The organism is Achromobacter marplatensis (assembly GCF_049060505.1).
GTDB lineage: Bacteria > Pseudomonadota > Gammaproteobacteria > Burkholderiales > Burkholderiaceae_B > Achromobacter > Achromobacter marplatensis_A.
The window spans coordinates 158,495-171,585 of record NZ_JBMGRB010000010.1 but is presented as its reverse complement, the minus strand read 5'-3'; the positions used below and the strand labels follow the sequence as shown (position 1 = coordinate 171,585).

Genomic DNA, 13,091 nt, shown 5'->3' with positions numbered 1-13,091 from the left:
TCCAAAGTTCAATTTATGGCCCTTTAAATTATGGCATGGGCTTTCTACGATGACGCCTCGTCCTCCCTGAATCATCCGTGAATTCCTCCATGACCGACTCCGCCTTAACGCACATTGATACCGATGACGCACTACGCGCCTGCCTGCCGCTGATGCGTGAACTGCGGACGCACCTTTCCGGCGCGGACGACTTCGTTGACCGCATCGCCCGCATGCGCGCCGAAAGCTACCGGCTGCTGGCCGCGGTAGAGTCCGGCCGGGTGGTGGCGCTGGCCGGCTACCGATATCAGGAAAACCTGATCTACGGCCGCTTCATGTATGTGGACGACCTGGTCGTGGACAGCACGCGGCGCGGCGCCCGCTGGGGCGCCCGCCTGCTGCAGGCGCTGGATGGCATGGCCCGCGACGCGGGTTGCGCCAGGTTCGTACTGGACACGGGCTTATCCAATGCGCTGGCCCAGCGCTTCTACTTCCGCCAAGGCCTGTTGACCAGCGCCATCCGTTTTAGCAAGACTCTGGACGTTTCCGCCGCATGAGCATTCTTCACATTACCTGCAGCCCGCGCGGCCGCGACTCCGAAAGCCACCGCCTGTCGCAACGCATCCTGGACCGCTTGATCGCTGCGTCAGGGCCCCGGACGCCCGAGATCGTTGAAATCGACGCCACCGCCCTGCCCCATGTGGATCACGACTACGCCGTGGCGTTGAGCGCGCCCGCGGACCCGGGGGACGCCACGCTGGGACGCGGCGCGCTGCGGCAATCGGCGCGATTGATCCAGGCGTTGCAGGACGCCACGCATATCGTCATCGCCACGCCGATGCACAACTTCACGGTGCCGTCGTCCTTGAAGGTGTGGATCGACCATGTGGTGCGCGTGCGTAGCACCTTCCGTATCACGCCCGAAGGCAAGATCGGCAATCTGCCCGACCGGCCCGTGTACGTCGCCATCTCGTCGGGTGGCGAATTTTCTGGCGACGCCGCGCGCCAACCTGACTTTTTGACGCCGTATCTGAAGCATGTGCTGGGCACGATCGGCCTGCGATCCGTGACGTTCTTTTCGGTGGAGGGCACGGCGCGCGGCCCCGATGCGCTGCTGGCCGCGCGCCGCCGCGCCGAAGCCGATATCGCCGCGCATCCGGCATTGGCGGGCTGACCACCCAGCGCTAGTGCTTCCTGATCCCTGCGGGTTTACCGGGCACTTCAGGCACGTCCGGCGCGACGGCGGAAACTAATCCGCCGCCAGCCGGCTTATTTAAGCGTGTCGCATTGACACCGCGAAAACCGGCGCACTACGCTAGGCCGCGACAGGCCGCGCCATCAGGCGCGGCGGCGTATTCCTCCAACCCGCATCAAAAGGCCGGAGACGCATGTGATGACCCTGTGCCGGGCTGTGTGTTCCGCCTTCATGCTTTGCGCCGCGTTCGGCGGATTTCCGTCCGCGGCCCATGCTGCCTGCAGCGACAAGAAAATACTGTCCATGTCGGATGAAGGAAAATCCGTGAAGGCCATTGCCAAGGCGTGCAACATGCCGGCCGCGAAAGTGCGGGGGGTGGTGGAAAGCGACGACGGCAACGACGACGCGGCGGCGTCTTCGCAGACACCGGCCCCAGCAGTCAAAAAACTGCCGTCGGGCGCGGGGCTGGCCAGTTGCGATTGCCAGGGCACCGTCCCCTATGGCGACAAGGCGCCCGAACTCCGGTGCCAAAGCGGCGTGTCCATCGCGACGCCCTGCGCCGGCTACTGCCCGCCGCGTGGCGTCGCGCCCTGGCGGCGCGTGTGCAGCTGACTGCCGCCGCGCTCACCCCGCCGGTTCACGCCGGTTCCGGCGTCAGAACACAAGCGTGGCGGTCCCCATGAACGTGCTGGTGCTGTCGAGCCGATTGGTGCTGCTGATCGTGGGCACCCAGCGCAGGCTGAGCGACAACGAGCGCTTGTCCGCCAGCCTCGTGTCGTAGGTCACGATCGGGCCCAGCGCCCAGTCGCGGCCTTTGAACCCGTTGAGCCGGTCCGCCGTGGGCCCCTTGTCGCTGCCCATCTGCTGAATGGTGCCCAGGATGAGGCCCGCGCTGACGCCGTTGCTGAATGTCTTGCGGCCCATCACGTCCAGGCTGAACACGGGCGCATTGCGATAGTCCGTGGCGTTGTTGCGGGTGTAGAACTGCACCCCCGCCACCGTGTCCAGCTGGAAGCCGGATTCTGGAAAGATCTTGGTATAGGCCACCTGCGGAATAAAGGTCCAGTTGTTCAGGCTGGGGTTGGCCATGTCATTGGCGTTGTACTTGCCGGTGGGCGCCCAGATGTTCAGGCTAAGCGCCATGTGCGAGGTTTCGGAAAAGTGGTAGCCCGCGATAATGGGCGAAAAATACAGATCGAACAGGTTCGACGCGATATCGCTCTGCCCAACCGTGCGGCCGCCCGGGCCGCTGAGTTTGGAATCCACTTTCGTCCAGACGTAGGGCAAGGTAAAGCTGGACGCAAAATTCCAGCGTCCCGGTCCGGTGTCCCAGGTTTTGAGCACGGTGGCCAACGTGAACGCGACCTGCCCATCCAGCCCCAACGACGTGCGTCCGGCCACTGGCACTTCGCGGCTACCGCCGATGTTCCCGTCCAGGTAGATCTGGGCGAAATTCACGGCCCAGATCGGTTCGGGCGAAACGATACCTGCGTTCGGCTGCACGTTGGTGCCCGTGATCTGGCGGCCCAAGCCGCCTTCCGTCGCCATGGCCGCCGACGGCACGGCTAGCGTGCCCAGCGTGATCCATGGCGCCATGGCCTTGCGCCAGCGTGTCCGGCGCGCGCGATTCGACCTCATTGCTTCCCCTTCTCCACCTGGCAATCACAGCATGCAGAAACGTGCGGTTGTGCAAGGAATCCTCTTGGATTATTGATATAGATATAAAGAGGATTCAAATCTTTGGCAATATTCTCACAGAGTTTTGCTTTGCCCAAGTGCCGCAGCCGGAACCCGGGATCGGCGTTCCGGCTGCCTGCACGGGCGTTGGCTACGCTCAGCCGGCTTGATGCCCCCCCGCCTCCGCCGGGCGGGCATGCACTTGATGAATGCGCAAGCCGTCCCGGCGCGTCACTTCAAAGCGCCAGTCGTGCAGCGACACCGTGTCGCCCGCATCCGGAAGCCGGCCCACCGCGCGCAACAGGCAGCCCGCCAGCGTGGCATCCGGATAGTCGTCGGCCAGTGTGGGGGCTTCAAGCAGCCTGGCGGTCTCGCTGACCGACAAGCGGCCTTCCAGCAGCCATGAACCATCCGACAATTGCAGCGCTTCCGGCTGATCGTCGCTATGCTCGGGCAAATCGCCTGCCACCGCCGTCAGCACGTCCATCGGGGTCACGAGGCCTTCGCAGACGCCATGTTCGTCCACCACGATCAGCATGTGGTCGCGCGAGGCGCGCAATTCATCCAGCACCTTCAGCACCGGCGTCGTCTCCATGACATAGCGCGGTTCGCGCGCAAGCTCCACCAGGTCGATCGGGCCCGGGTTTTGCAACAGCGCCAGCACTTCCTTGAAATGCACCACGCCCAGCACGTTGGATGCTTCGCCGGCGCACAGCGGCAGGCGCGAGTGACCCGTGGCGAACTTGCGCACGATGATGTCGGGCGTGTCGGACACATCCAGCCACGTCATATCGCCGCGCGGCACCATGATGGAGCGGACATCATGCGCGCCAATCGACAGCACGCGCTCGATCATCGAACTTTCTTCCGGCGCAAACGCGGGTTCGTCGCCCGCGCTGTCGACCAGCGCCACCACATCGTCGACCTGATGCCCGGGCTGTCCCGCCCTGCCGGCGCGCAGCAGCCGCAACACGGCCTGCGCGGTGCGTTGGCGCCGCCCCAGCGCATGCGTGCCGCGGGCGCGGTTGCGGCGGGCCAACTGGTTGCACAACTCGATCAGAATCGAGAAGCCGATGGCGGCATACAGATAGCCCTTGGGCACGTGGAAGCCCAGGCCCTCGGCCACCAGGCTGAAGCCGATCATCAGCAACAGGCCCAGGCACAGGATCACGACCGTCGGATGACGGCCCACGAACGCCATCAGCGGACGGCTGGCCACCATCATGACAGCCATCGCCACCACGACCGCGATCATCATGATGCTCAAGTCCTGCACCATGCCCACGGCGGTAATGACCGAGTCCAGCGAGAACACGGCGTCCAGCACCACGATCTGCAGGATCACCTGCCAGAACACGGCATGTTGCGGCTTCTGGCCGCCGTCGTGCGACGCACTGCCTTCCACCCGTTCATGCAGTTCCATCGTGCCCTTGAACAGCAGGAACAGGCCGCCCAGGATCAGGATCAGGTCACGGCCGGATATCTCGGCCCCCCACACCGTGAACAGCGGCGCCGTCAGGGTGACAACCCACGCGATACTGGCCAGGAGGCCCAGACGCATTACCAACGCCAGCGTCAAGCCAATCAGACGCGCGCGATTGCGCTGCTCGGGCGGCAGCTTGTCGGCCAGAATGGCGATGAACACCAGGTTGTCGATGCCCAGAACAATTTCAAGAACAACCAGCGTCGCCAGGCCGAGCCAGGCGGTGGGGTCGTTCATCCAGTCGAAAATCATCGTTTGTCCATGGTAAATGGGCGAGCGCGCACGGACGCGCCGCCTTGCTGAAAAGGCACTGCGGGATCAAGCGTGGGGGGCCAGGCGATTGGCGGTGGCGCGCGGCACGCCAGCAAGGGCGTTGCGGCGATAGCGCGGGCCGGGGCGGCGTGCCGGGAACCGGACGCCACGGGCGGGAAAGGAAGGGATGGCGGGCGCCGCGGCGCCCTGGTAGGAAGGGGGTCTTCGGTCATGGTGGGCGGAATTCGCGGACTACCCTGGGGCAGTGCCAACGCGTGAAAACCGCCGTGCTCTCGTTCTTACAGGAACCTGAATATTACCTGAATCCTGCCCGAGCGCGCATCACGGCGGCCTCCCTCGGTTAGCGCGGGTCCGCGCCTCCGCCGGATCCCGAGGACGCCCCGGAGCCCGGCATGCCCGCATTGTCCGGCGCGCCGGTTTTGCCGCCGGGCGTCTTCTGCCGATCACGCGTGTCCGTGTCGGGGCGCTTTTGCCGGGGCGCGGAGTCGGGCTTGGTCCCCATGCCCTTTTCTTCAGTCGATGGCATTTTTTTCTCATCCGGCGTCTGGGCGCCGGGGACAGGTTTGCCAATGGCGTTCGCTGGGGCCGTCTTGTCATCCGGCGTGGGCATGGGTTGTGCTGGAGCGGCCGCTTGAGCAACCAGCGTCGTGCTGGTGGACTGGGCCGAGGCATGCCACGGCAGGAACGCCAAGCCGAACAGCAGTAGCAGTTTGTGGCTTTTCATGGTTGTCTCCAAATGGAAAACAGTGACAAACTAAGCGCCGACGGATAACGAGTTGGTGCGGGATCTCATTCACCCAGGGGCAAGTCGCGTGCCTGCCCCGATGCTGGAGTGATGCATGGACGATCAACCCTCGGACGATCTTTCTCTTGACCCTCAACGGCCGGACGATCCGCCAATTCCGGGGCGGCGCGGCCTGCTCAAGGCGCTGGCCGTCGGGGTTCCCGGCGCCGCCTGGGCCGTCACGGCCCGCAGCGCGTCCAGTGAAGCGCCGCCCGCAACGGGACAGGGGCAGCCCCCCCACCCCGGCGCGTCCAACACCCCTCGCACCCTGACCTTTTTCAATGCCCAGGAAGCGCGGGCGATGGATGCGATCGCCGCGCGCCTGATTCCGGCCGACGAGCTGGGGCCAGGCGCCAAGGAAGCCGGCGTCACGCGATTCCTGGACGGCCAACTGGCCGGCGCCTGGGGCGCGGGCAGCCAGTTCTACCGCCAGGGTCCCTTCGAAAAAGGCACGCCGGAACAGGGTTACCAGTTGTCGTTCACGCCCGCCGAGATGATCCGGCGCGGACTGGCCGCGTTGGATGCCGCCACCCGCAAGCAAGACGGCAAACCTTTCGCCGAATTGGATGAAGCCAGGCAGGACGCCTGGCTTCACGACATGCAGGCCGGTAAACCGGATTTTTCGCCGCTGCCCTCCGACGTGTTCTTCCAAGCCCTGCTGGACGCCACCATCGAAGGATTCTTCTCCGACCCGCTCTATGGCGGCAATGCGGACATGGTCGGATGGAAGCTGGTGGGTTTTCCGGGCGCGTTTGCCTCGTTCTCCAACGACATCGAGCGGCATGGCGTCATCTGGGCCGGCAAGCCCGTATCCATCGCCAATGCCATGGGACATGCGATGAAGCCAGGAGACGGCCATGGCTAAAACCTTACCCGCGGTAGACGTAGCGATCATCGGCGGCGGCTGGACCGGGTCCATCATCGGCAAGGAACTGGCCGCGGCCAAGCAGCGCGTGGTCGTGCTGGAGCGTGGGCAGGCGCGTTGGCCTTCGCCGGATTTCCAGGGACCGAACGTCCACGATGAACTCAAGTACACGCGCCGCCACGAACTGCACCAGGACGCCGCTACCGAAACGTTCACCTTCCGCAATAACACCGACCAGAAAGCCCTGCCGATGCGCCGCTGGCAGTTCGCTTATCCCGGCACGCATCTGGGCGGCGCGGGCAACCATTGGTCCGGCGCGTACTACCGCTTCGATCCCACCGATTTCCGAATCCGCAGCCACTACACCGAGCGTTACGGCGCCGGTATCTTCGACAAGGAATTGACCTGTCAGGACTGGCCGTTGACGTATGACGAGCTAGAACCCTACTTCGACCGTTACGACTACCTGATCGGCGCGTCCGGGCAGGCCGGCAACATCAAGGGGCAAAAGCAGGAAGGCGGCAACCCATTCGAACCGTGGCGCTCGCGGCCTTATCCGAATCCGCCCATGAAAGTGCCTTACGCGCCGGCCCTATTCGGCGAGGCGGCCAAGAAACTGGGCTACCACCCTTATGTTCAACCGTCCGCGCTCTGCACCCGGCCCTACGTGAATTCCGAAGGCCTGCACATGAGCGCCTGCGTCTACTGCGGGTTCTGTTCCAATTTCGGCTGCGAGCACTTCGCCAAGGCCTCGCCCCAGGTCTGTATCCTGCCGGTGGCGATGAAGATGGAGAACTTCGAAATCCGCACTGGCGCCCATGTGCTGCGCGTCGAGCTCACACCCGACAAGAAGCGCGCGCGGGGCGTGACGTATGTGGACGCCGCCGGCGAAGAAGTCTTCCAGCCCGCCGAGATCGTTGTGCTGTGCGCATTCGGCATCAATAACGTGCGGTTGCTGCTGCTCTCCGGCATCGGCAAACCCTATGACCCGGTCACCGACACCGGCGTCGTGGGCCGCAACTACACGCACCAGACCACCTCGGGCGTGAACCTGTTCTTCGACGAATCGGTCAACATCAATCCCTTCATGGGCGCGGGCGCGGTGGCCGTGACGATGGACGATTTCAGCGCCGACAATTTCGATCACGGCCCGCTGGGATTCGTGGGCGGCGGCTACTTGCAGATCCAGGTCGTCAGCGGCGCACCGATCGGCTACCACCCCACGCCCAAGGGCACGCCATCCTGGGGCGCCGATTGGAAAAAAGCGGTCAAACGCTACTACAACCATTCCGCGTCCATCACCATCACGGGCTCGGCCCAGCCGTGGCGCGGCGGCTACCTGAGCCTGGACCCCACCTACAAGGACGCCTGGGGCCTGCCGCTACTGCGCGTCACCTATGATTTTCCGGACAACGACATCCGCATGTCGGCCTTCCTGACCAGCAAGGGCGACGAGATCGGACGCGCGATGAAAGGGATCGTCCGCACGGAGCCCGGGCCGCGCAAACGGCCGTTCTCGGCTACCGCCTACCAGTCCACGCATTTGACCGGCGGCGCGGCCATGGGCGACAACCCCGACACCAGCGTCGTTAACCGTTACGGGCAAAGCTGGGATGTGCCCAACGTGTTCGTGACGGGCGCGGCGTTGTTTCCGCAGAATTCGGGCTACAACCCCACAGGCACCGTAGGCGCGACCGCCTATTGGATCGTCGAAAAAATCAAGGCGGACTATCTGCGTTCGCCGGGGCGGCTGGTGTGATCATGATCGAACATCGCAAAGGCATCACCATCGCGGTCCTGCTGATCATGGCGCCGCCGCTTGTCACACTGATCGCCACCGCGCACCAGATGATCGGCACGGGCGGCGAAGGCCTGATCCGCGCAAGTGCCGTCATGGCGCCGCCCGCCCCACCCGCCGCAGCCAAACCGACGCCACCGGCCGCAGCGTCCTCTCCCGCCAAGACTGCTGCCCCTGCGTCGCCTGCCGCATCCCCCGCCGCCGCAGCCCCGGTACCGGGCCGCAGCGCCTTGGATTTCAGCGCGTCGCGTCCCGACTGGGAGGGATTCCTGCGCGGTGCCGATCCGGAAGCCGGCAAGCAATTGGCCGCCAACGGCAAACCCGGGGCTGGCGTGCAAGCGTGTATTGCCTGCCACGGCCCGGCCGGCATCACGCCCACCGGCGGCATCTTTCCGAACCTGGCCGGCCTGAGCCGCGAGTATCTGGCCAAGCAACTGGCCGACTTCCGCAGTGGAACGCGTGTTCAACCGCTGATGAACACCGTGGCGCGCGCGCTGACGGAACAAGAGATCGGCCAAGTGGCAGCCTATTACGGCACCTTGGCCGGCCCCCCGATGCACGTGGGCGAATTCGGCGGCGATGCGGCGCGCAAGCTGGATCTGCAAGGCGACGGAGCGCGGGCGCTGCCTGCATGCGCCAACTGCCATGGACTGCGCGGCATGGGCGAAGGCCCCTTGCTGCCCAGGCTGGCGGGCCAGTCCAAAGAGTATTTCACGGACCAGATGAATGCCTTTCGCAACGGTTCACGCCAGAACGACGACGTGGGCGTGATGCGCGCGTTTTCGCAGCGCCTGACCGAAAGCGAAATCGAGGCACTGGCGCTGTATTACGCCGGGCCTCCGCCGAAGCCGAAGTGATGCCCGTCCGCTCCGCGCGACCCGCGGGGCGGACAAATTTTCCTGGTGTTTACCCTAAGTAAACGCTATACTCGCGGCACTTCCAACCACCTAGAGATCACTGTGGACAACGACGGATGTAGTCGAAAACCGACTGCTCGCGCCGCTTGACGCAGGATCCGCGGAATCCCTCTTCCGCGTGAGTCCTGCGTTCAGCCAGGACTTGGGCTTTCAGCCCCTTTCCCCTTAAAGCTTACCGACGCGATACGCGGGCCTTGTTGCGCGCGTGTCTTGCCGGCCAAGCGGCGCATGCCTGTGGACCTTCCACCGTACTCCCCTATCAAGGAGACGACCCATGCGTATCAAGAAATTCTTCCCCTTCCTTGACCGGGCCCACGACGCTCGCGCAACGCGGCCTGCCCGCGGCGACGGCACGCCTTCGCTGGGCGCCACGCCTGCGCGCGCGCCTGTCACGCCGCATTATCAATTCACCATCGTCAGCCTCAGTGCCACGCTGAACACGCTGCGCAAACAGCTGTACTACGAACTACAGGCGCTGGACCTGCGCGTGGTCGCGGTGCGCATTTCCCGCGCCGACGCCGACCAGTTGGCGTCCACGGTCGTCACGCTGCATTGCCCGCCGCATCTGCGCAGCCTGCTCAACGCCGTGGCCCTGCGCCTGGGCCAAAGCCCCGACGTGCGCCGCGTGCACTGGGAAAACGAAGGCGGCGCGTCCATCGCCGTGCTGCCGGCCTGAACGGCGGGCCTCTGGCAAGCCCGCCGGCCACACCCTATAAGCTGAAAAGGGGAATAACCATGAAGAACTTCGAGAACATCCAATTCCTGACCCTGGCCAATACCCTGGTCAGCCTGTTGACCGCCTTTGTCCTGGGCTCGATCGTCGGGTTTGAACGCCAGTTCCGCCAACGCACGGCGGGGCTGCGCACGAACGTGCTGGTCGCGGTGGGCGCCGCCATCTTCGTCGACATGGCGTTCCGAATCGGCGGCGCGGACGGCGGCGCGCGTGTCATCTCGTATGTGGTGTCGGGCGTGGGGTTCCTGGGCGCAGGCGCGATCATGCGTGAAGGCGGCAGCATCCGCGGGCTGAACACCGCCGCCACGTTGTGGGGCTCGGCCGCGATCGGCGCCTGCGCGGGCGCCTCGCTGATGCTGGAAGCCGTGGCCGCCACGGCCTTCGTGCTGGCGGCCAACACCCTGCTGCGCCCCGTGGTCAGCTACGTGAATCGTCAGCCGCTGGATTCGCAGACCACGGAAGTCACCAACGTGATCCACGTTATCGCGAACCTGGAACACCGCCAGGCCGCGATGACCGTGCTGGAAGACGTGCTGGAAGCCGAACAGCTGCCGTTGTCGGAACTGAAGATCGACCAGTTCGGCGAGAACGAAGTCGAAATCGAAGCCGCGCTCAGCGAAGCATCGGTCGACGAGCTTGACCTGGACCGCGTCACCGCAAGCATCGCCGCGTCGCCCGCCGTGCGTACTGCGTTCTGGGCCGCCCGCACCGTGTGACCCGCGGGACGATCGGGGCGAAACGCACTAGAATGGGCGCCGACCATGCGCCTCTCATTGAAGACCTTGCACCGTGGCAACGCCGGCCTTTGGCTGGTGCTGATGTTGTTCGTGCTGAAGGCGATGGTGCCCCAGGGTTTCATGCCCGCCACGCATCAAAGCGGCACGCTGATCCAATTGTGCTCGGCGGCCGGCCCCATCTGGGTGGCCGGCCCGTCCAGGCAGGACAACGCGCCCGACGAGCGACACGCCGCGCAAGCCGCCACCTGCCCGGTCGGCATGGCGCTTGCCGCCGTCGCGCTGCCGCCCTCGCCCATCGTACTGTCGGCAGCCTTGGCCATCATGGCCCATCCCCTGGCCGCCCGCGCCCCGCCCGGCCCCGTCCATGCGTCGGCCATTGGCGCCCCAGTCGGCGCGCGCGCGCCACCCCGCCTCTCGGTATTCCGCTAAATCCTGCGCCGCCCGCGCGCGGCAATCCTTAGCCTACCGAGATTACTCATGTCTTTTTCTTCCGCCAGGACGCCCCGCGTCCTGAAGCGGCGCGTGGCCATTTGGACCGCGCTCGCCTTCACCCCCGCGCTGCATGCGCAATCGACCCCGGTCGCCACGCTACCCGTCATCTCCGTCTCCGGCGATACGCTTGCGCCGACATTGCTTGAACAGGCGTCCACCGGCACCTTGCTGGGGCTGACACCCTTCGACACGCCCGCCAGCATCGACATCATCAGCAACGAACAACTGCGCGCCCGGGGCGCCACCACGGTCACGGACGCCATCACCCAGGCAGCGGGCATCAGCGCCATGCGCCATCCCGGCAATGGCGGCTCGTCCCTGTCTTCGCGCGGCTTCACCGACTCCAACTCTGTCGCCCAGCTCTATGACGGTGTGCGCCAATACGGCGGGGTCGGCCAGACCTTCATCTACGATCCCTGGGCCGTGGACCGCATCGAGGTGCTGCGCGGCCCGGCCTCGGTACTATACGGTGAAGGGGCCATTGGCGGGGTCGTCAACGTGATCCCGAAGAAGCCCGCTCGCGGCCCCATCGAAAACGAGCTGATGACGACGCTGGGCACGCACGACACCCAACGGTTTGGCTTCGGCAGCGGCGGCGCGCTGGACGACAAATGGTCGTATCGGCTGGACATCAGCGGCAACCACACGGATTCCGGCATCAGCCTGGGGGATTCGCGCGATGCCGCCGTCACCGCCGCGCTGCGTCTGGACGTGTCGCCCGAGCTGAATTTCACGCTGACCCAGGCCTATGCCTGGCAGGAGCCCACCCGCTACTTCGGCACGCCGCTCGTCGACGGCTCGCTGGACTACGGGCTGCGCGAACAGAACTACAACGTGGCCGACAGCAAGATCATTTACCGCGATAGCCGCACCGAACTGAAGGCCGAATGGTCGCCTAACGCCGCCACCACCGTGCGTAGCCGGCTTTACTACATTGGCAGTGACCGCGACTACCGCAACGCCGAAAACTACACCTGGACGCCGGCCGGCCAGATCCTGCGTAGCGGCTACACCGAAATCGGCCATGACCAGGAGCAGGCCGGCATGGTTACCGACGCCTCTTTCGACGGCCGCTTGTTCGGCCTGGCGAACAAGGTGGCGGTAGGGGTGGAATTGAATCGCGCATCACTCAAGCACACCAACAACTCCCCCTACTCCGGCACGTCGCGGGTCGACCCCTACGACGTGGACCACGGCCGCTTCATCAATGTGGCCGGTACGACACCTCGTTACCGCAATACGGCCAGCCAGTACGCGCTGTTCGCCGAAGACCGGCTGATGCTGACTTCCCGCTGGTCGGTACTGGGCGGATTGCGCTACGACCACATCGACCTGAAGCGGCGCGACCTGGTAGCCGAAGAAACAGCTTTCCGCAGCACGTACACCAATGTCGGCTGGCGCCTGGGCACGGTCTATGACGTGCTGCCCACCTTGTCGGTCTACGCCCAGTATGCGCAAGCCGCCGACCCGATCGGCAGCCTGCTGCTGCTGTCGCCCGCCAACAAGAGCTACGAGCTGTCGCAGGGCAAACAGATCGAAATCGGCGTGAAACAGACGTTCTGGGACGACAAGGGCCAATGGACCCTGGCGGCCTATCACATCACCAAGAACAACCTGGTCACGCGGGACCCCAACGACCCGGCGCTGCGCATCCAGGTGGGCGAGCAATCGTCGCGCGGACTGGAGGCCACGCTGGGGGTCGAGCTGTCGCCGGCTTGGCGGCTGGACCTCAATGCCGTGGCGCTGCGGGCGCGCTATGACGACTTCAATGAGTCGGTCGCCGGCGTGGCGGTATCGCGCAACGGCAACGTGCCTACCGACGTGCCCGAACGCGTGGCCAATGCCTGGATCAGCTGGAAGTTCGCGCCGCAATGGACGGCCAGCGCTGGCGTGCGCTACGTAGGCAAACGCTACGCCGACGCGGCCAACCGGCTGGAAATGGCAGGCTACACCACGACCAATCTGGCGCTGCAATGGGAGCCACGGCGCGATCTGAGCCTGGCGCTGCGGGCCTTCAACGTGTTCGATCGCCAGTACGCCGAAACCGCCTACTACAACCAGACGCAGTGGCTGCTGGGCGAAGGCCGGCGGGTCGAGCTCAGCGCCAACTACCGCTTCTGAGCGGCGGCGGGCCAAGCCCCGCGTGTACAATGCGACC

13 protein-coding genes are annotated in these 13,091 nt (G+C 65.2%); 10 read left to right on the top strand and 3 right to left on the bottom strand.

Annotation, left to right across the window (positions count from 1 at the left end; translation table 11 throughout):
* Nucleotides 1-89 precede the first annotated feature (89 nt).
* The 3 genes from ACI0FO_RS23595 to ACI0FO_RS23585 all read left to right on the top strand — a co-directional run bounded on the left by ACI0FO_RS23595 (nucleotide 90) and on the right by ACI0FO_RS23585 (nucleotide 1,786).
* A complete protein-coding gene (locus tag ACI0FO_RS23595) occupies nucleotides 90-536 on the top strand; it encodes a GNAT family N-acetyltransferase (protein WP_416030674.1) in 447 nt (148 codons plus the stop codon).
* Nucleotides 533-1,153 carry an FMN-dependent NADH-azoreductase gene (locus ACI0FO_RS23590; RefSeq protein ID WP_416030672.1) on the top strand — a complete coding sequence of 207 codons (621 nt, stop codon included), beginning with the start codon at nucleotides 533-535 and terminating at the stop codon, nucleotides 1,151-1,153. The genes ACI0FO_RS23595 and ACI0FO_RS23590 overlap by 4 nt, the downstream gene beginning before the upstream one ends.
* 345 nt (nucleotides 1,154-1,498) lie before the next feature.
* Nucleotides 1,499-1,786, top strand: a complete 288-nt coding sequence (locus ACI0FO_RS23585; protein ID WP_416030670.1) for a hypothetical protein — start codon at nucleotides 1,499-1,501, stop codon at nucleotides 1,784-1,786.
* Between the two features lie 42 nt (nucleotides 1,787-1,828).
* On the opposite strand, the gene ACI0FO_RS23580 is transcribed toward ACI0FO_RS23585, so the two are convergent.
* The 3 genes from ACI0FO_RS23580 to ACI0FO_RS23570 form a co-directional block, all read right to left on the bottom strand.
* Nucleotides 1,829-2,812 (bottom strand): SphA family protein, encoded by a 984-nt coding sequence (locus ACI0FO_RS23580; RefSeq protein WP_416030668.1) that lies wholly within the window; start codon nucleotides 2,810-2,812, stop codon nucleotides 1,829-1,831.
* Nucleotides 2,813-3,008: 196 nt separating this feature from the next.
* The gene (locus ACI0FO_RS23575; RefSeq protein WP_416030666.1) at nucleotides 3,009-4,586 is read right to left on the bottom strand and encodes a TerC family protein; all 1,578 of its coding nucleotides are present in this window, start codon (nucleotides 4,584-4,586) and stop codon (nucleotides 3,009-3,011) included.
* Nucleotides 4,587-4,947: 361 nt separating this feature from the next.
* Complete coding sequence (locus ACI0FO_RS23570; protein WP_416030664.1) at nucleotides 4,948-5,331, bottom strand: hypothetical protein; 384 nt, start codon at nucleotides 5,329-5,331, stop codon at nucleotides 4,948-4,950.
* 115 nt (nucleotides 5,332-5,446) lie between these two features.
* Between ACI0FO_RS23570 and ACI0FO_RS23565 the strand changes: the two genes are divergently transcribed.
* The 7 genes from ACI0FO_RS23565 to ACI0FO_RS23535 all read left to right on the top strand — a co-directional run bounded on the left by ACI0FO_RS23565 (nucleotide 5,447) and on the right by ACI0FO_RS23535 (nucleotide 13,054).
* Nucleotides 5,447-6,256, top strand: coding sequence for a gluconate 2-dehydrogenase subunit 3 family protein (locus tag ACI0FO_RS23565; protein WP_416030662.1), 810 nt, complete (start codon nucleotides 5,447-5,449; stop codon nucleotides 6,254-6,256).
* Nucleotides 6,249-8,015, top strand: coding sequence for a GMC family oxidoreductase (locus ACI0FO_RS23560; protein ID WP_416030661.1), 1,767 nt, complete (start codon nucleotides 6,249-6,251; stop codon nucleotides 8,013-8,015). Before ACI0FO_RS23565 ends, ACI0FO_RS23560 begins: the two co-directional genes overlap by 8 nt.
* Before the next feature lie 2 nt (nucleotides 8,016-8,017).
* Entirely contained in the window at nucleotides 8,018-8,911 is an 894-nt protein-coding gene (locus ACI0FO_RS23555) for a c-type cytochrome (RefSeq protein ID WP_416030659.1), read from the top strand.
* A 334-nt stretch (nucleotides 8,912-9,245) separates the two neighbouring features.
* Nucleotides 9,246-9,647 (top strand): hypothetical protein, encoded by a 402-nt coding sequence (locus ACI0FO_RS23550; protein ID WP_416030657.1) that lies wholly within the window; start codon nucleotides 9,246-9,248, stop codon nucleotides 9,645-9,647.
* Nucleotides 9,648-9,706: 59 nt separating this feature from the next.
* Complete coding sequence (locus ACI0FO_RS23545; RefSeq protein WP_416030655.1) at nucleotides 9,707-10,420, top strand: MgtC/SapB family protein; 714 nt, start codon at nucleotides 9,707-9,709, stop codon at nucleotides 10,418-10,420.
* Between the two features lie 45 nt (nucleotides 10,421-10,465).
* Nucleotides 10,466-10,870, top strand: a complete 405-nt coding sequence (locus tag ACI0FO_RS23540) for a DUF2946 family protein (protein ID WP_416030653.1) — start codon at nucleotides 10,466-10,468, stop codon at nucleotides 10,868-10,870.
* 48 nt (nucleotides 10,871-10,918) lie between these two features.
* Nucleotides 10,919-13,054: a TonB-dependent receptor gene (locus ACI0FO_RS23535; protein WP_416030651.1), complete on the top strand. Its 2,136-nt coding sequence runs from the start codon at nucleotides 10,919-10,921 to the stop codon at nucleotides 13,052-13,054.
* The last annotated feature ends 37 nt before the right edge of the window (nucleotides 13,055-13,091 follow it).

What these genes read in the sequence shown, in the direction of transcription:
- ACI0FO_RS23565 (WP_416030662.1), top strand. Translation starts at nt 5,447, where the DNA reads ATGGACGATCAACCCTCGGACGATCTTTCTCTTGACCCTCAACGGCCG.
- ACI0FO_RS23550 (WP_416030657.1), top strand. Translation starts at nt 9,246, where the DNA reads ATGCGTATCAAGAAATTCTTCCCCTTCCTTGACCGGGCCCACGACGCT.
- ACI0FO_RS23595 (WP_416030674.1), top strand. Translation starts at nt 90, where the DNA reads ATGACCGACTCCGCCTTAACGCACATTGATACCGATGACGCACTACGC.
- ACI0FO_RS23575 (WP_416030666.1), bottom strand. Translation starts at nt 4,586, where the DNA reads ATGATTTTCGACTGGATGAACGACCCCACCGCCTGGCTCGGCCTGGCG.
- ACI0FO_RS23545 (WP_416030655.1), top strand. Translation starts at nt 9,707, where the DNA reads ATGAAGAACTTCGAGAACATCCAATTCCTGACCCTGGCCAATACCCTG.
- ACI0FO_RS23555 (WP_416030659.1), top strand. Translation starts at nt 8,018, where the DNA reads ATGATCGAACATCGCAAAGGCATCACCATCGCGGTCCTGCTGATCATG.
- ACI0FO_RS23580 (WP_416030668.1), bottom strand. Translation starts at nt 2,812, where the DNA reads ATGAGGTCGAATCGCGCGCGCCGGACACGCTGGCGCAAGGCCATGGCG.
- ACI0FO_RS23540 (WP_416030653.1), top strand. Translation starts at nt 10,466, where the DNA reads ATGCGCCTCTCATTGAAGACCTTGCACCGTGGCAACGCCGGCCTTTGG.
- ACI0FO_RS23560 (WP_416030661.1), top strand. Translation starts at nt 6,249, where the DNA reads ATGGCTAAAACCTTACCCGCGGTAGACGTAGCGATCATCGGCGGCGGC.
- ACI0FO_RS23590 (WP_416030672.1), top strand. Translation starts at nt 533, where the DNA reads ATGAGCATTCTTCACATTACCTGCAGCCCGCGCGGCCGCGACTCCGAA.
- ACI0FO_RS23535 (WP_416030651.1), top strand. Translation starts at nt 10,919, where the DNA reads ATGTCTTTTTCTTCCGCCAGGACGCCCCGCGTCCTGAAGCGGCGCGTG.
- ACI0FO_RS23570 (WP_416030664.1), bottom strand. Translation starts at nt 5,331, where the DNA reads ATGAAAAGCCACAAACTGCTACTGCTGTTCGGCTTGGCGTTCCTGCCG.